Annotated in this window: 12 protein-coding genes and 1 pseudogene; 4 read left to right on the top strand and 9 right to left on the bottom strand. The window is 63.5% G+C overall.

Annotated elements, in window-relative coordinates; all coding sequences use genetic code 11:
• Positions 1-121: 121 nt before the first annotated feature.
• Positions 122-1747, top strand: a complete 1626-nt coding sequence (locus tag DLM85_RS00060; protein ID WP_243635824.1) for a family 43 glycosylhydrolase — start codon at positions 122-124, stop codon at positions 1745-1747.
• Between the two features lie 285 nt (positions 1748-2032).
• On the opposite strand, the gene DLM85_RS00065 is transcribed toward DLM85_RS00060, so the two are convergent.
• From DLM85_RS00065 to DLM85_RS00085, 6 genes are all read right to left on the bottom strand, one after another.
• A complete protein-coding gene (locus DLM85_RS00065) occupies positions 2033-3256 on the bottom strand; it encodes a 5-(carboxyamino)imidazole ribonucleotide synthase (RefSeq protein ID WP_207890934.1) in 1224 nt (407 codons plus the stop codon).
• 23 nt (positions 3257-3279) lie between these two features.
• Entirely contained in the window at positions 3280-3813 is a 534-nt protein-coding gene (purE, locus tag DLM85_RS00070) for a 5-(carboxyamino)imidazole ribonucleotide mutase (protein ID WP_111476034.1), read from the bottom strand.
• A gap of 59 nt (positions 3814-3872) precedes the next feature.
• The gene (locus DLM85_RS24850; protein ID WP_133256803.1) at positions 3873-4217 is read right to left on the bottom strand and encodes a hypothetical protein; all 345 of its coding nucleotides are present in this window, start codon (positions 4215-4217) and stop codon (positions 3873-3875) included.
• Between the two features lie 75 nt (positions 4218-4292).
• A complete protein-coding gene (locus tag DLM85_RS00075) occupies positions 4293-5570 on the bottom strand; it encodes a dihydroorotase (protein ID WP_111476035.1) in 1278 nt (425 codons plus the stop codon).
• A gap of 146 nt (positions 5571-5716) precedes the next feature.
• Complete coding sequence (locus DLM85_RS00080; protein ID WP_111476036.1) at positions 5717-6697, bottom strand: aspartate carbamoyltransferase catalytic subunit; 981 nt, start codon at positions 6695-6697, stop codon at positions 5717-5719.
• A gap of 794 nt (positions 6698-7491) precedes the next feature.
• Complete coding sequence (locus DLM85_RS00085) at positions 7492-8526, bottom strand: quinone-dependent dihydroorotate dehydrogenase (RefSeq protein WP_111476037.1); 1035 nt, start codon at positions 8524-8526, stop codon at positions 7492-7494.
• 859 nt (positions 8527-9385) lie between these two features.
• On the opposite strand from DLM85_RS00085, the pseudogene DLM85_RS00090 reads away from it, so the two are divergent.
• A pseudogene (locus DLM85_RS00090) lies at positions 9386-9706 on the top strand (glycosyl hydrolase 2 galactose-binding domain-containing protein); the annotation flags it as partial.
• A gap of 207 nt (positions 9707-9913) precedes the next feature.
• Here DLM85_RS00090 and DLM85_RS00095 read toward each other — a convergent pair.
• Together DLM85_RS00095 and DLM85_RS00100 are read right to left on the bottom strand one after the other, a co-directional pair.
• Entirely contained in the window at positions 9914-13528 is a 3615-nt protein-coding gene (locus DLM85_RS00095; protein WP_111476039.1) for an ABC transporter permease/M1 family aminopeptidase, read from the bottom strand.
• The gene (locus DLM85_RS00100; RefSeq protein WP_111476040.1) at positions 13525-14481 is read right to left on the bottom strand and encodes an ABC transporter ATP-binding protein; all 957 of its coding nucleotides are present in this window, start codon (positions 14479-14481) and stop codon (positions 13525-13527) included. Before DLM85_RS00100 ends, DLM85_RS00095 begins: the two co-directional genes overlap by 4 nt.
• A 238-nt stretch (positions 14482-14719) precedes the next feature.
• On the opposite strand from DLM85_RS00100, the gene DLM85_RS00105 reads away from it, so the two are divergent.
• Positions 14720-15745, top strand: a complete 1026-nt coding sequence (locus DLM85_RS00105; protein ID WP_111476041.1) for a sensor histidine kinase — start codon at positions 14720-14722, stop codon at positions 15743-15745.
• Entirely contained in the window at positions 15714-16442 is a 729-nt protein-coding gene (locus DLM85_RS00110) for a LytR/AlgR family response regulator transcription factor (protein WP_111476042.1), read from the top strand. Before DLM85_RS00105 ends, DLM85_RS00110 begins: the two co-directional genes overlap by 32 nt.
• Before the next feature lie 89 nt (positions 16443-16531).
• On the opposite strand, the gene DLM85_RS00115 is transcribed toward DLM85_RS00110, so the two are convergent.
• A complete protein-coding gene (locus DLM85_RS00115; protein ID WP_111476043.1) occupies positions 16532-17764 on the bottom strand; it encodes an NADP-dependent isocitrate dehydrogenase in 1233 nt (410 codons plus the stop codon).
• Positions 17765-17932: the final 168 nt, after the last annotated feature.

The raw sequence follows: 17932 nt of genomic DNA on the forward strand, positions 1-17932 counted from the left end.
ACGCCGGCTCCATTCGCGCGGTAAGGCCAGGGCGCCGGGTGGTCGCGCTGGCGGCACGTCTTCACTCTGTTCAAGAGGAAATAGCCCTTTCCTGATGCCTGCACCTCTCTTTCCCGCCCGCGTGTTCCCATTTTTCCGCCTTTCCCTCGCCGCCCCGCTGCTGACCGCGGGTATGCTGGGCCTGCTGCCTGCCTGCCGGCAGCCCGCCGCGCCGTCGCACAAAACGACCGCGCCGAAACAGGCTGCGGCTCCGCCCGCTACGGTCGCCGCCCCCATCAGCAACCCCGTGCTGCCCGGCGACTACCCCGACCCGTCCGTCGACAAACTGGGCGACACGTATTGGGCTTCGGCCACTACCTCCAACTGGGGGCCGATCTTTCCGTTGCTCAGGTCCAAGAACCTGAGCGAGTGGGAGCTGGTCGGCCACGTCTTCCCCGATAAGCTGCCCGCCTGGGCCGACTACTACTTCTGGGCGCCCGAAATCAGCTTCGAGAAGGGCAAAACCTACATCTACTACACCGCTCACAAGCGCGGCGGCAACCTCTGCGTGGCCGTGGCCAGCGCCGACCGGCCCGAAGGCCCCTACACCGACCACGGCCCGCTGGTAGGGCAGGAGGTTGGCTCCATCGACGGCTTCCCGATGCGCGACGAAAACGGGGTGCTCTACCTGATCTGGAAGGAAGACGGTAACAGCCGCAACCGGCCCACGCCTATCTGGGCCCAGCAGCTGAGCGAGGACCGCAAAAGCCTGCTGGGGCAGCCGCGGGAGCTGTTTCGCAACGACCAGCGCTGGGAGGGCAACCTGGTGGAGGGCGTCTCCATGGTCCGCCGCGGCGACTATTTCTACGCCTTCTACGCCGGCAACGGCTGCTGCGGCAATGCCTGCACCTACGGCACCGGCGTAGCCCGCGCCAAAAAGCTGCTCGGCCCCTGGGAAAAGTACGCGCAGAACCCGGTGATGCTCAGCAACGATACCTGGAAGTGCCCCGGCCACGGCAGCGTGACGCAGCGCAACGGGCAATGGTTTCTCCTGCACCACGCCTACCACAACCGCGGTTGGGAGTACGTGGGCCGGCAGGGCGTGCTCAGCGAATTCCGCTGGACGGCTGCTGGCTGGCCCGAATTTATCAACCAGCGCACGTCGGGCACCCCCGGCGTGCCCACCACCCAGAGCCGGCAGGCCGTCCGGGACGAGTTCGAAGGCCGCGCACTGGGCCGTGCCTGGCAGTGGCCCGTCGAAGCCAAGCCCACCTTCGCCCTGAAAGACGGGCAGCTGCGCCTCACGGCCCGCCCCGATGCCGGCGGGGCCGCGCTCGGCCACCCCGTTTACACTGCGGATTTCACGGCCTCGACCACGCTGCTGGCGGCCAGCCAGCTACCCGCCGGCGCCGCGGCCGGCCTGGCCGCCCTGGGTGACCCGGAAAACACGCTGGCCCTGACCGCCGGCGGCGGCAAGCTGCAGCTCTGGCAGCTGGAAAAGGGCAAGCGCCGGGTGCTGGGCGAAACGGTCTTACCGGCCGTGCCGGCCGTCACGCTGCGCCTGGAAGCGCAGGGCGGCAAGCAGTACCGCTTCAGCTACAGCACCGACGGCGGCAAGGCCTGGCAGCCCCTGCCCGCGGGCAACGCGCCCATCGACGGCGCCTACCTGCCGCCCTGGGACCGGGGCGTGCGCGCCGGCGTGCTGGCGCTGGGGCCAGCTACAGTAACGGCCGCCTTTGACGACTTCGTGCTGGATGGTAAGCCGTAACGCTTAATACATTCGATTATTAAGCGTCGCTGGTTAATTCAGGGATTGACGGGCAACGGAACGTGCTTAATCTACACGACGGTATTGTGGTTGACCACCAGCCCGTCCTTGCGCAAGCCCATCCCGCTCTTCCTGGGGAGCAGGAGAGCCACGGCGGCACGACCAGAAACGATTATTGCTCAAGGGAACAGCGGCGTTGGCCAGGCCCTGGCGGTGGTTAGGGCCTGGCCAGCAGCAGGTCGAGAAGCACCGGTTATCCGCCTGATCAAGTTCAGACAATGGCCCCTAGATGGCGTCCAGCCCCGGCAAGCCGAGCAGATCGGCGGCGCGGCGCGCCACAGTTTTGACACCGGCGACGTCCGGACCGGTGATGGTCAGGTGGCCCATCTTGCGGCCTGGGCGTGCGTCCAACTTGCCGTACAGGTGCAGGTGCGTACCCGGCAGGCTCAGCACGCCCTGCCAGTCCGGCTCCTGTAGCTGCCCGTTGGCGTCAAACCACACCTCACCCAGCAGGTTGAGCATGATGGCCGGGGAATGGTGGCGCGGCTGCGGCAGGGGCAAGCCCGCCATAGCATGGACCTGCAGGTCAAACTGCGACGCGTCGCAGGCGTCCAGGGTATAGTGGCCGCTGTTGTGCGGGCGCGGGGCCATTTCGTTGACCACCAGGCCGCCGTGCGCGCTGCCGTCGTCCACCACAAAAAACTCAATGCACAGCACCCCGACGTAGCCCAGATGCTGCGCGATGGAAACGGCCGCCTCGCGGGCTCTGGTGGCCAGGACGGGCGGCAGATTGTCTTCGTAGGCGTGGGTCACGGCCAGAATGCCGTCGACGTGCACGTTGCGCTGCGGAGCGAAGCTGACCACTTGCCCGTCCCAGCCGCGCGCTACCAGCACCGAACACTCGGCGGTGAGCGGCAGCATCTTTTCCAGCACGCAGGCGACGCCGCCCAACGCCGTCCAGGCGGCGGCCAGCTCTGCGGCGGTCCTGACGCGGACCTGGCCCTTGCCGTCGTAGCCCATGCGCGCGGTTTTCAGGATGCCGGGCAGCAAATCCGCCCGGTCGGCCTGCACGGCCTGCAGCTGGGTCGGCGTTTCAATCACCGCGTAGGGCCCGCAGGTCACCCCCGACACGGCCGCGCAGGCCGCGAAGTGGGCTTTTTCCTCAATGCGGTTTTGGGCAATGCCCACCGCGCCCGCGCCCGGTGCCACGGGGCGAGTCTGCGCCAGCGTTTGCAGAACCAGGGCCGGCACGTTCTCAAACTCGGTGGTAATGGCCTGGCACAGCTGCGCCAGCTGCGCCAGCCCGGTCGGGTCGTCGTAGCTGGTCCGGATGTGATGGTGACTCACCAGTCCGGCCGGGCTTTGCGCGTCCGGGTCCAGCACGGCGGTGAAGTACCCCAGGCGCTGGGCGGCGTGCACAAACATGCGCCCCAGCTGGCCGCCGCCCAACACGCCCAAGGTAGCGCGCTGGCCCGCGGCGTCCACACTGCCCGGGTAAATTGGCATCATGGCTGCAACGTGAATTTCGTCGTTCATACCGGCAGCTTCATGGCGCGGGCGGCTTCCGTTTGTTCGGCGCGAAACGCCAGCAGCTTGGCCGCCAGGTCCGCATCGTGCAGGGCCAGCAGGCTGACGGCAAACAGCGCCGCATTGGCCGCCCCGGCATTGCCAATAGCAAACGTGGCTACCGGTATTCCTTTGGGCATTTGCACGATGCTGTGCAGCGAATCCACCCCCTGCAAGTGGCGGCTGGCTACCGGCACGCCCAGCACGGGCACCGTCGTTTTGGCAGCTAGCATGCCCGGCAGGTGGGCCGCCCCGCCCGCGCCGGCAATGATGGCCTGCAAGCCGCGCGGACCGGCTTGTTCGGCGTAGGCAAACAGGTCGTCGGGCATGCGGTGGGCCGACACCACGCGCGCTTCGTGGGCCACGCCAAAGTCCGTGAGAATCTGCACGGCGTACTGCATGGTGTCCCAGTCGCTGCTGGAGCCCATGACCACGCCGATAAGCGGCTTGCCTAGGGCGTCGCTCGGGGTGGAGGTATCGGAGGTGAAAAGGGTACTCATCGAAAAATGCTTTGTGTCTGCTTGCCGAAGCATCTTTACCGCTTCGTTGGGGTTCAAGATTAGCTGCGTTTTAGTCCATAAGACATGACGCCAATCTTGTTGAACTTCATAGCCTTTGTAAACGAGGTATTGCAGAGCAATATGTCTGTCGATATCAAAAGCTCACTCACCTTCTCTAGCGCTTCTGCTAAAGTTGACAAGTATGAGTCGTGACGTCCGATAACGACATACACCTCTTCTTGATCGAAGAGCGAACGTGCACATTCCGCAACCTCTTCTGCTTTGTACTCATTTGCCTGTGCATGATTCAAGCCCACATAAATCAAGTCTGACCATTCGATATTAGTTAATCGATGTTGGCTGGAAATGAAGATGTTTCTTGAATCCATAGACTTAGACTCCATAAGCTTTTTTAGAATCAACTGAGCCCCGCGAAGCGGTAAAGATGCTTCGCGGGGCTCAGCATGACTTTCTGCGTATCAGCGCTCCAGCAGGATTTCCGGGCCCAGAATCACCAGGTCTACCCGGCCTTTCAGCGTCTGGTCGATGAAGGGCGTGTTCTGGGATTTGGATTTCATGAACTCCTTCGTGAAGGTCGTTTCCGCTTCGGTATCGAACAGCACGCACTCGGCTTGCTGGCCGACCTCGATGGTGGGCACCGGCAGGCCCATCAGGCGGCGGGGCTCGGCCGAATAGCGCTTCACCACCAGGTCCCAGCCGAACTTCTCGGGCCGCACGAAGTAGTGGTAGAGCGACACCAGGGCTGTATCCAGGCCGGTGATGCCGTTGGGGGCGCTGATGAAATCCTGGGCTTTTTCGTAGGGCGTGTGCGGCGCGTGGTCCGTGGCAATGAGGTCGAATACGCCTTCCTTGAGCCCTTCGAGCAGCGCGTCACAATCGGCCTGCGTGCGCAGCGGCGGGTTCATCTTGTAGTTCGTGTCATAGTCGCCGATGTGCTCGTCGGTGAACAGCAGGTGGTGCGGGGCCACTTCGGCCGTGACTTTCACGTCGCCGCGGGACTTCCACCAGCGGATGGTTTCCATGCCGAGCTTGCTGGACACGTGCTGGATGTGAATGTGGGCGCCCGCCGCCCGGGCCAGGCGAATGTCGCGGTCAATGATGATTTCCTCCGCGCAGGCCGGCGAACCTTTGATGCCGAGCCGGTAGCTCATCACGCCTTCGTTGAGGGCGCGCGGCCCGGCCAGCTCCGGCACCTCGCAGTGGCTGGCGAAAAACATCCCGAACTCGGTGGCGTACTGCATGGCCCGCAGCAGCACGGCCGGGTCGTTGGTGGTGTCCCCGTCGTCGGTCAGCATTTGCACGCCGAGCATGCGCATGCCGTCGATTTCGGCCAACTCCTTGCCCTCGCGGTTCTTGGTGACGCAGCCGGAAGTGTACACCGGAATGCGGGAGCGGAGTTTGGCATTGTCCAGCACGGCCGCCACCACCGCCGCCGAGTCGATGGCCGGACGGGTGTTCGGCATCATCACCACGCCGGTCACGCCGCCGTTGATGGCCGCTTCGCTGCCCGTGGTAATGGTTTCCTTGTTCTCGAAGCCCGGGGCGCGGAAATGCACGTGGGCATCAAACATGGCCGGCATCAGCACCCGGCCGCGCGCGTCGATGACGCGGGCGCCCTCGGGAACGGCAAGGCCGGTGCCGATTTCCTGAATTTTTCCTTCGACAATCAGGACGTCGCCCTCGCGTAGTGCAGGTGAATGTTCGGAGGCGATGCGGGCGTTTTGCAGGAGGAGCATGAAGGGTTGATTTCGGTAAACGGGCAAGGGAAGGGTGGGAGGTCCGGGCTATCGGAGCTGCAAAGAAAGAACGGAATCAGCTGCCGCCGGCGTGCAAGGCACGAGCCGTGGAGCTAGCCCGCTGTCGTGCGGCGGCCAGGACCGGGCTAGGCCGTCAGGTGCGGAAGCTGCGCGAAAGACCGCTCGAACGTCGGCTCCGACTTCGGGGCTTCGCCGCCCGGCGTGAGCCAGTCGAGCACGGCCATCCGGATGGCAATGCCGTTTTCGACCTGGTTGTTGATCAGGCTTCGCTCATAATCCATGACGGCGTCGCACAGCTCGACTCCGCGGTTCACGGGGCCGGGGTGCATGATGTAGAGGCCGCGCTGGCGAATTTCCGCCAGCCGGTCGTTGGTGATGCCGTAGATCCGGTGGTATTCCCGCAGGCTGGGGAAAAACTGCACGTCCTGGCGCTCCATCTGCACGCGCAGCAGGTACACCACGTCGGGCGCCCAGGCCATGGCCTCTTCGTAGTTGGTGAAGCGGCGGATGTTTTCCGGGCCATATTTGGGCACCAACGAGCCCGGACCGAGGTAGGCCACGTCGAGGCCCAGCTTTTTCAGCAAAGTGCTGGTGGAGCGCGCGACGCGAGAATGGAGAATATCCCCGATGATGAGGACTTTTTTGCCCACGGGATTGGGGAATTTCTCCCGGATGGTGAAGGCGTCCAGCAGGGCCTGGGTGGGGTGCGCGTGCGCCCCGTCGCCGGCATTGATGACGGAAGCCTTGGTGAGGCGGGCAATCATGCCGGGCAGGCCCGAGCGGCCGTGGCGGACGACGATGTAGTCGGTGCGCATGGCCTGGAGCGTTTCGACCGTCTCGCGCACCGATTCGCCCTTGGTGATGGAGGACTGGGCGATGTCGAAATTCGTCACCTCGGCAGAGAGGCGCTTGGCCGCGACTTCGAAGGAGGTGTGCGTGCGGGTGCTGGGCTCGTAAAAGAGCATGAGCACGGACTTGCCCTCGAGGGAGGGGACTTTCTTCACCGAGCTGGTGAACTGTTCCTTAAAGGACGTGGACTGGTCGAGCAGGAACTCGATTTCCTCGCGGTGAAGAGATGCAATGTCGAGCAGGTCTTTACGGGCCATACCGGAGTGGAGGAAAAGTGAGGTCGTCTGGCTAAAACGGACGGTGTGAAGGCTGATCTACTGCTGCCCAGGCCGGAGACGCGGGCGGCCGGCGCGGGCTGCGGGGCTGGGGGCCGCTGCCACGCTTGAGGGCGAGGAGGCTGGCGTTCAAGGGCAGTTTGCGGGGCGTGCTTGAGTTACGGCGTGGCTGCGGGGCGGCCGCCGACGAACCCGACGGACATAAAAAAACCGTTTCGAAATCCGAAACGGTAGCGGGGCAACACCCAGAAAAAACAACGGAAATGCCAGCGGCAAAATCGGGAGAACCGATGGGGGCGAGGACCTTCTGGCCCCCTCGCGGTTCCTTGCCGAGCACGGCCCCGCGCTTCATCAACGAGTTTTTTGGTTGAAGCACGGTGCAAAGCTACGGCAATGTTACGCCCGCCAATTCATCGGCAATGTTAATTTTTTTCCACCGCGGGTTTCTCAACTTTTGTTTTCGGGCTAAGGGGCTGAACGACGCATTCTTTGTCATGCTTTTCGGCATCAAAACAAATGATGGCTCGCGTAACCAATTGCTTTGCAAGTACAAGCCAGCTTACTTTGGCTCTTTGTTCCACTGCCCTGGCTGGCGGGCCGCCACTCTCCGGCGGCCAGCAGCACCTGAAATACCCCACCCGGCCGCTGCCCCTGCGGGGTTCCGGCTGAAACGTGGGGAAAGTCGATTTCTCCCGGTACGTGCGGCCTTGCCAAGCCCCGCCGCACCTCTCATGGAGTAGGGACCGGTTTAAGGGGCAGCAAAGGGCGCGGCAAGGCTACTCCTGAATCAACGCCTTATTGATCCGACTCACCAGCGCCGGCCCTTCGTAAATAAAGCCCGTGTAAAGCTGCACCAGCGACGCGCCCGCTGCTAGTTTTTCCTGCGCATCGGCCGCCGAGTGGATGCCGCCGGCGCCGATGATAGGCAACTCGCCCCGGCTGCGCTGGTGCAGGTAGCGAATTACTTCGGTGGCCCGCGCCCGCAGTGGCCGCCCGCTCAGGCCACCCGCCCCCAACGCCGCCACCTGCCCGGCATCCGTGACCAAGCCCTCCCGGCTGATGGTGGTATTGGTCGAAACGAGCCCGCTGAGCTTGGTTTCGCGGGCAATATCGAGAATGTCGTCCAGTTGCGAATCCGTCAGGTCCGGGGCTATTTTCAGCAGCAGGGGGCGCGGTTGGGCGCGGCTCAGGTTCCGTTCCTGCACGCGCTGAAGCAAGTCGATCAGGGGTTTTTTCTCCTGCAGCTGACGTAGGTTGGGCGTGTTGGGCGAGCTGACGTTCACCACAAAGTAGTCGACTACCTCTGCCAGCGCCTCAAAGCAGGCCACATAGTCCTCGGCGGCCCGTTCGTTGGGCGTGTCCTTGTTCTTGCCAATATTGCCGCCGATGAGCAGCTGCCGGTTCTGGCGCCGCGCCAGCCGCGCGGCTACGGCCGCCGCGCCGTCGTTGTTGAAGCCCATGCGGTTCACCAAGGCCTCGTCCTGCGGCAGGCGGAACAGGCGCGGCTGCGGGTTGCCGGGCTGCGGCCGGGGCGTTACCGTGCCAATCTCCACAAACCCAAAGCCCAGCGTCGCTAGCTCATCGGTAAGGGTTGCATTCTTATCAAGCCCCGCCGCCAAACCCACCGGGTTCGGAAACTTTAGCCCGAATACCTCTCGGGCCAAGCTTGGGTGCTGAAAGTCGTACAAACCCCGTAGCACGGCCTTAGCGCCCGGCACGCGGGCAGCCCGCCGCAGGTTATCGAAAACAAAGTGGTGGGCGCGCTCGGCGTCGAGGTTAAACAGTGCAGGTTTGACGAGTGCCTTGTACATGTGCGATGGTAGCCGGTCCACAACTTGCGCGGTCGAGGCGGCGGGAGTGGGGGGGATAGGTCCAGGGTGAGCTGGAGGGGGTGGCAAGCGAAGATAGCCGGGTTTTCTGGTGTTGGTCGGATTGAGCTGTATAAGGGCGCGGGGCTTGACGGCCGGGAAGAGGATAGACGACGGCGTCATTTGGCAGCGCCTTCCTGCTGCGCGGTCGGATAATCAATCGTCGGGATTGACGAGGTGAAGGCCGCAATCTGGCCGCTTGGCCTAGAACGGTGGCCCGTAGCGGCTGGAAGACCTCGTTTCCGCAAACGCGTGTTTAGCAAGCCCAGTGCCCGGCAAATTGCCGAAGTGGTACTTAAAAAACGCGCAGACGCGGCTCAATCTAGGCGCTTTGCTTTTAGTGTATACTTGCTTGATGGATAAGCGAGGTAAACTTAATGCTATAATCAACTCCTGTGAGCTTGTCTTTGGGCGTGGGGCCGCCAGCAGTTGGAAACATAGTGATTTTGTCGACCTAAGCCGTGATATTCTGCGCGATACAAAAACTAATATCAGCCCGAATACGCTTAAGCGTATTTTGGAAAGATTTCCGTTGACGACGACTATTGGCCGCAGCAGGCTACTATTGAAGCGCTTGAGCGATTTTGCGGCTACTCCACGCAAGAAGCCACTCGGTCCCGTTTAATCCAGGTTTCTCAACATTAAGAGTTTGTGCCGGTTGTTGAACCGCCTGCGGCTATTGCCATAGAACCTGTTGCCGGCCCTAAACCTGGGAGCTTCAACAAGCGCAAAGCCGGGTTTGCTCTAGCGGCTATTATCCTGGCCTTTCTGGGCCTGCTAACCTTAAAACCGCGAAACCTTCCGGGCCGATGCCGGCTGTAAGGGCAAGCGGGTGCTGCTCGATTTCGAAGGCATCATGCTCAACGGGGAAGTCTGGCTGAACGGCCAGAAAATCGGGCGGACCGACTACGGCTACTTGGGCTTTGAATCGGACATTGCTGCGGTGCTCCGCTACGACGCCGACAACGTGGTGGCCGTGCGGGCCTCGACGGGCGAAACCGGCAGCTCCCGCTGGTACACCGGCGGCGGGCTGTTTCGGGATGTGCACTTGGTGGTGAAAGACACGCTGCACAACGGCTTTGCCATGGCCATTCTGCGGGCTGGTCAGAAAGCAGGACTGTAAAACTGAAAGTCAGCGCGGCGGGCCTGAAAGGCGTTGATAAAACCTTGCGCGTCGGCTCGGGCCGGTAGGGCGGGGCCGCTGGGGTAAGCGGTTAGCCCATCGAACAATCAGGCCGAGCGCAGCGAACCGAAGGTCGATGCAGGCAAGCAGGACGTTCAACGGGCTTTCTGGCCGCCCAGCCGGGGTATTGGACTGGGGGCCAGAGGTTCAGCGCACGGCTTTGTTGTTATCGGTTAAATTCCAGTCAATGAGCAGATGGCGGGGGTCGAACCCAGCTGTAGCGGGGCGGTGCGGTACGGACAACACAATCGTCTGCCGGCCGGATTTGATCCGGTGCTTTTGCAGGTAGAGCGGCTTGCCGACCTGCTTACCCGCTTCGGCGGGGGCGAAGACACCGATTTCCACCCACTCCTGCATCGGGCGTTGCGTCTCGGTGCCGATGCTGTCCACCACCTGCTTGCTGGCCTGCAGGGTGAGCGTGAGCTGCCAGGTACCGCCTTTGAGCTGCTTGGCGGTGGCGGCTTCCGTCGTCAGCTCCCAAAAGGTATTGGCCCGGAACAAGTCGTGCAGCAGCGGTTGGAGCGAGTCGGGCGTGGCCAGCTGCAGCTCCCGGTAGAGGTCCAGCGACGTGGGCCGGGGCAGCGTGCCGGGGCGGTGGTGCGCCAGCAAGTTCCGCAGCGCCCCGTTGACCCGGTCCCGGCCCATGTACTGGCTCAGGGCGTACAGCGCCAGGGGGCCTTTGCGGTAGTTCTGGTAAAAGTCGCCATCAGCCTGCAGCAGCGGCTTGGCCGCCCGGGTGCGCGGAGTTTCGTTTTCTTCCCGCAGAAAACGCAGCAGCGCCTGCAGGTGCTCAGCACCGTACTGATCTTCCAGCATGCCCATGGCCGAGTACCACGCCAGGCTTTCGGTAATCAGGCCGGCGCCTTCCACGTAGGCCTGTTTGAGCTGGTTGCCCCACCACTGATGCGCTACCTCGTGCGCCACCACGGCCGTCACCAGGTCGAAGCCCCGCTCATCAGCCTGCGGATTCAGCAGGAAAAAGCCCTCCTCCGCCGTGATGTCGATGGGCGCGGCGTGGTGCCCGAAGGCGTAGCTGGGATGGGCCACGAAGCGGAGCTGCCGGTGCGGGTAGGGCCCGAACTGCGTGGCGTAATAGGCCAGCGACGCCTGGGCGCTGCGGACCATGCGCGCCGGGTTCTGCGTCTGCCCCGGGGGGTAATAAACCTGGATGGCAACGGCCTGCCCCGGGCCGGCCGCGGGGTTGGGCCATTGCCCTTCCTGCACCGCGTAGTTGGCCGAGAAAATGGCGTATTCATTCCGAATGGGCGCATCCGTAGCGTAGTGGAAGTAGCGGCGCCCGCTCTGAGTCCAGGTCCGGCGCAGGGTGCCCGGCGCCACCACCGTCTGGCCCGCATCCGTACCCACAATGGCCTCGAAGCGGATTTGCTCGGCAAAGGGAGCGTAGCGGCGGGCGGCCACATCGTAGAGCGAGTAGGTAGCGGGCCGGGGCGGAAGGCCATAGGCTTTGCGGGGACCGGCCTCGTCCAGTTCCCGGTAGGGCTGGTACCCGATAACGGGAAGCCACTCCAGGTTCCGGAAGCTGGTGCCATTTGCCAGCACCTGCGCGTCGGCGCCGTCGTTGGAAAAGCCCCGCGCCCGGTGTTTTACTTGGAAGCGCAGGCGCAGCGTGTCGCCGGGGGGCAGGGGCTGCGCCAACGCGTAGATGCGGTGGCCCAGCGCCGCGTCGACGAGCACCGGCCTGGCGGGCTGGCTGAAGTGCACCGCGGTGGTTGCCACGCCGGCGCCCGTTCCCAGGTGAACCGAGTCGATGGGTACCTGGCTGTTATTTACCAGCAGATAGGTGCCCTGCAGGTCGACCGCCCGCTGCCGGGGGTAGATTGCGACCTGCAGGTTTACGCCGGTCAGCACGGGCTGGGGAGTGTGCTGGTAGCGGCGGTAGCGCTGCTCGTAGGCCGCCCGCTGCGCCGTGGCGGCGGCGCGGCTGGTGTAATCGTGCAGCACGTTGGTGTTGTAGAAAATAAACCCGCCGCCCGCCAGGATGCCTGCCCCGGCCGCCGCCGAAACCAGAACGGCAGAACCCGTGAAGCGTCGCCGCGCCAGCTGGAGCCGGGCGGCCCCGCTGCCTTCCCGGCCCCGCACCCAGAACAGCATTGCCAGCACGGCCAGCAGCAGCGCCCACGCCACCCAGTAGCCCTTAAACCACAGCCAGGGAGCCAGCGTCGGCCCGAAGCCGGCCATGTCGGTGTACGTCCAGGGCGGGGCGGCGCCGAAGATGAGCAGCTTGTGCTCGATGCCCAGCGTAGGCGCAAAGCACATGAACCCGTAGACCAGCAGGGCCACCAGATGCCCCACAAACTTCTGATTCACCAGCACGTGCACGGTGAGGGCCAGCAGGGCCAGCAGCAGGCAGTCGATTAGCTGCAGTCCGAACAGGGCCCGCACGTACAGGCCGATTTCAGGGGCAGCACCACCGATGGCCGTCTGGGCCACCAGGCCCGCCGTCATCAGGAAGGCCAGCCACACCACCAACACCAGGGCCAGCGCCAGAAACCGGCTTAGGAAAAGTACCCACTCGGGCACCGGCGCCGCGTTGGCCATGTCGCTCAGGCCGGTTTCCCGTTCCCGCCACACCAGCTCGCCGGCATAGAAAATAAGGAGCAACACGATGAGGACCCAGAAAGCGGCCGGCCCCGCCAGCGGCGCGGTCAGGTACTCCAGCACAAAGTCGGTGCGGGGCAGCAGGGGCACGCCCCGGCCCTTCAGGTTCCCGGGGATGGTCAGGCCGATCAACAGGGCCAGCAGGGCCAGCAGGGGAAGACCGGCCTTGCTTTTGGCGAGTTGCAGAAAGGACTTCCAGGTGATGAGGCGCAACTGGCGCAGCTCGGTGGCCCAGCCGTACGTTCCCCGGGCCGGCGGCAGCGCTTCCCCGGAGCCCCAGTTCAGTTTTTCCCAGGCCGCCACTGCGGCGGGCAGCGGTTTACCCGCCGGCGGTTTGTGGCCGGTTTCGGGCAGCACAAACTGAAACCGGAAGTAGGTAAACGCGAGCAGGCCCAGCGAAATGCCGAACCACAGGAGGCGGTTGGCGAGAAAGGAGCCCTCCAGCAGCAAAAAACGCGTGTTTTTCTCCTGCGGGCTCCAGTCAACGGACAGATGGCTCAGCACCGGGCCAAAACTCATCGGGTCGGCCAGATTGCCCCATTCGCCCCCTTTCTCCAGCAGCGGCCAGATCGTGTAGGCCGCCGCGAACAGGGCCGCTCCGACCAGGTAGCTGGCCAGGGCCCGGCGGCTGAGCGCCGCCGCCGAAAATTGCATGGCCGTCGCGAAAAAGGCGTTGGGCAGCGCAATAAAGCAAAAGGTAGTCAGGTAGGGGGCCACCCGGAACGGCCCCAGAATCTCGGCTTCTACCCCGGCAAAGTGCATGGCCAGCAGCATTCCCACCGGGATGGCGAGCAGCTGAAAGGCGCTGAGGGCAAAGGCGGCCAGGTAGCGCCCGCCCAGGTAGGCGGCTTTGCTGGCGGGGGCCGCGTAGGTGAGCAAATGCATGCGGGTCTGCACGTCGCGGGCCGCCGCCTCGCCGGCCACGGAGGCGCCTATCACCAGCCAAAACACGCAGCAGATAACCGTGACGGCTGCCATGACGATGGGCGCATTCAGCAGAATGTACCCGTCCCGCGCATCGGAGGCATAGTTGGCAATGACCACCAGAAACGTGATGAGCAACAGGACCCCGAAGTAGAGCCAGGTGGTGGCCCGGCGCAGCTGGTAGCGGAATTCCAGCGCAAAAATCCGTTGGAACTTCATAGCGCTACCTCCTCCGCTTTCAGTTGCCGGCTGGCCGGGCCGAGGCAGCCGGTCAGGGCGCTGAAATAGACGTCCTCCAGATCCGGCTCCACCGGCTCGAACCCGGGGGCGGGCCGGGCCGGGCTGTGCACGTGCACCAGGGTGCGGCCGCTCAGCAGCTTGGCCGAAATGATCCGGTGCTCCTGCGCCAGCGCGGGCAGGGCGTGTTTGTCGGTCAGCTTGCGCCAGATCTGGCCTTGCAGCGCCGCCACGGCCGCCAGCGGCTGGGCCTCCAGCAGAATCCGGCCCTGGTTGATGATGGCCATGTTCGTGCACAGCTCCGCCACGTCCGCCACGATGTGCGTGGAGAGAATCACGACGCTGTTTTCCCCCAGTTCGCTGAGCAGGTTCAGGAAACGCACCCGCTCGGCCGGGTCCAGGCCCGCCGTGGGCTCGTCCACAATCAGCAGGCGGGGGTTGCCCAGCAGGGCCACCGCCACGCCGAAGCGCTGCTTCATGCCCCCGGAGTAGCCGCCCAGGTTCTGCTTGCGCTTGTCCCACAGATTGGTTTGCCGGAGCAGCGCCTCGGTGGTTTCGCGGCGCACCGTCCGGTCGGTGATGCCCTTGAGCACCGCGAAGTAGTCGAGCAGCTCCTGCGCGCTGGCTTTGGGGTACACCCCGAACTCCTGGGGCAGGTAGCCCAGCGTCTGGCGCACCGCCTCCTTCTGCTGCACCACGTCGATGTCGCCCAGCAGCAGCTGCCCGGAATCGGGCTCCTGCAGGGTGGCGAGCGTGCGCATCAGGGTTGATTTGCCGGCGCCGTTCGGGCCTAGCAGCCCGTACATGCCCGGCGGAATATCCAGCGACACATTCTGCAGGGCCTGCACGCCATTCGCATACCGTTTGGAGACGTTGCGGATGGTCAGGCCACACGGGGGCTTTACCACGGTATCGGATGTGCTTCGGTTCAACATGTAAGAGGAGGGAAGTGGAGCACCCAGGCCGAGGCCTGCTGATGCTAATTCAGTCCAAAGCAATTCCGGCCGCCTCGGACGGCGAAAACCGATATGCTGATGCGGTGAAGTAATCGACCAAGTCGGGGTTTGCTTCCGCCAACGCGCTGGCCGGCTCCTTTTCCCCGCCCGTAGATTCGCCCGGGCCGCTGGTCGAAACGGAGGGCCCGGGCCGGGACGGAAAAGGCAACTTTGTGCTATGGAGCGCGTCAAAAAAATCTTCTGGCTGATTCACCTGTCCGTTTGGGTCCTGTTCACCTTGCTGGCCGGCCTGCAGCTGGGCAGCGAAGGTGATGCCTACTGGCTTAGCACGACGGCGGGGTTTATTGCGACCTGCCTGTATATCTTCTACAGTCATTTCGGCCTGCTGACCTGGTACACGGGCCAGCGAAAAGACCGGGGCTACTGGCTCCGACTGGCGGGAATCGGGTTAACCGGGCCCTTGCCCTTCCTGCTCGTCCACCAAAAGCCGTTTGATTCAGATTATTATCTGATGCACCTGGTCACGACGGTTCCCATCTTTCTCTTCCTGAGCTGGCTGGCCCGGGTCACCGAGACGCTGGTGCTGAACACCATCAAGAAAGAGCAGCTGGAAAAGCAGGCCGTGGAGGCGGAATTACATTATCTGAAGTCGCAGATCAACCCGCACTTCCTCTTCAATACCCTCAACAACATTCACACGCTGGTGTACAAACAGGCCCCGGCCGCCCCGGAGGCGGTGGTGCAGCTGGCCTCGCTGATGCGCTACATGATTTACGAGTCCAATGCCGCCACCGTGCCGCTGACCCGGGAAATGGACTATTTGCGGGACTACGTGAGCTTGCAGCAGCTGCGCTACAAGAACAGTCCGGTGGTCGACCTGCAGCTGGACGGGGCGGCGGAATCCTGCTACATTGCCCCCCTGCTGTTCATTCACCTGCTGGAAAACGCCTACAAACACAGCCCCGCCCGGCTGGCGCCCGGCGACCTGCGGGTGCGGGTGGCCGTCAACGAGGACACGCTGACGTTTTGCGTGCAGAACCCCGTAGCGCCCCCAACGGCTAATCCGCTGGAAGAGCCGGGGGGCATCGGGCTGCCCAACGTGCGCAAAAGGCTGGCGCTGCTGTATCCGGGCCAGCATACGCTCACCATTCAGAACACCGGCGCCACCTTTACGGTCACGCTCACCATTCACGGCCTTCACGCCCCGGCTCATGAAAGACAAGCTCACCTGCTACATCATTGAGGACGAGCATCTGGCCCAGGAAATACTGGAGGAGTACATCCGCAAGGTGTCGTTTCTGGAGCTGAAAGGGTGCTTCATGAGCCCCCTGGAAGCCGCCGGACCTTTGGCGGCCGACAAACCCGATCTGCTGTTTCTGGACATCAACATGCCGGATCTGGATGGGCTCAGCTTTATTCCGATGCTGAATCCCAAGCCCATGATCATCCTCACGACGGCCTATGATCAGTACGCGCTGAAGGCGTACGATCTGGAGGTCAAGGACTACCTGCTCAAACCCTTCACGTTCGAGCGGTTTTACAAGGGCGTTTTGCGCCTGTACCAGGAGCAAAGCCCCCGCCCGGCCCTGGACAAGCCGGGGGAAAAAGCGGAGCCGAAGCCGGAGCAGGAGTATATCTTTCTCAAGGTGGGCCACCGCATTCAGAAGGTGGCAGTCCGCGACATTCTCTTTGCGGAGGGCATGAAAGACTACCTGCGCATTCATACCACCGACGAGAAGCTGATGACGCTGCTCAGCTTTGCCAAGCTGGAAGAGCTGTTGCCCGCCCCGGATTTTGTCCGCGTGCACCGCTCCTTTCTGGTCGCCGTCGACAAAATCGACCACATCGAGAAAAACCGGATTCAGATTGCCGACCAGGTTATTCCCATCAGCGACACCTATGCCGAGGCTTTTTACAAAATGCTGAGGGGGTTCCACTAGGGCGGCGGCGGGCCCAGGTGCGGCGTAAGGCCCCAAACGAAACAAGCCCACCCGGTTTCCGGGTGGGCTTGTAAGGGCCGGCGGCGGGCTTATTTGCCGAGCTTGGCTTTCAGGTTGGTGTCCAGGGCTTCCAGGAACTCCTCGGTGTAGAGGTAGTCGCGGCCGTGCTCCACCTTGTTGCCGTGGATGCAGACGGCCAGGTCCTTGGTCATCTTGCCGCTTTCCACGGTTTCGATGCACACGGCTTCGAGGGCCTTGCAGAAGTCAATCAGCTCCTGGTTGCCGTCGAGGATGCCGCGGAACTCCAGGCCGCGCGTCCAGGCGAAGATGCTGGCAATCGGGTTGGTGGAGGTGGGCTTGCCCTTCTGATGGTCGCGGTAGTGGCGCGTCACGGTGCCGTGGGCGGCTTCGGCTTCCATCGTCTTGCCGTCGGGCGTCACCAGCGTGGAGGTCATCAGGCCCAACGAGCCGAAGCCCTGCGCCACGGTGTCGCTCTGCACGTCGCCGTCGTAGTTTTTGCAGGCCCACACGAAGTTGCCGTTCCACTTCAGCGCCGAGGCCACCATGTCGTCGATCAGGCGGTGCTCGTAGGTGATGCCGGCTTCCTGGAACTTGGCTTGGTAGTCCTGCTCGTAGATTTCCTGGAAGATGTCCTTGAAGCGGCCGTCGTACTTCTTCAGGATGGTGTTCTTGGTGCTCAGGTACAGCGGCCAGCCCTTCATCAGGGCCTGGTTGAAGCAGGCGTGGGCGAAGCCGCGGATGCTTTCGTCGGTGTTGTACATGGCCAGGGCCACGCCGTCGCTCTTGAAGTTGAACACCTCAAACGACTGCGCCTCGCCGCCGTCCTCCGGCTGGAAGGTGATGGTGAGCTTGCCCTTGCCCTTGGTCACGAAGTCGGTGGCGCGGTACTGGTCGCCGAAGGCGTGGCGGCCGATGCAGATGGGCGCGGTCCAGTTCGGCACCAGGCGCGGCACGTTCTGCATCACGATAGGCTCGCGGAACACGGTGCCGTCCAGGATGTTGCGGATGGTGCCGTTCGGCGACTTCCACATCTGCTTCAGGTTGAACTCCTTCACCCGCTCCTCGTCGGGGGTGATGGTGGCGCACTTGATGCCCACGCCGTACTGCTTGATGGCGTTGGCCGCGTCGATGGTCACCTGGTCGTTGGTTTCATCGCGGTACTCAATCCCGAGGTCGTAGTACTTGATGTCCAGCTCCAGGTAGGGGGTAATGAGCTTGTCCTTGATGAATTTCCAGATGATGCGCGTCATTTCGTCGCCATCCAGCTCCACAACGGGGTTTGCTACCTTGATTTTGCTCATTTCAGCAGTTGAAGGGGGTTGTTGTTTGATTCAGCGGGTGAGCCCACGGCCCACCGGTGGCGGCCCCGGCGCCGACGGCGTCGTTTCCGGGGCTAAACTTAAGGCAGATTTGCTAGTCGGCCGCGGCGGGTGTGTTCCGCCCGGCCCGGCCGCGGCGCCGGGCCGCAC

Source organism: Hymenobacter edaphi (assembly GCF_003258365.1).
GTDB classification, from domain to species: domain Bacteria; phylum Bacteroidota; class Bacteroidia; order Cytophagales; family Hymenobacteraceae; genus Solirubrum; species Solirubrum edaphi.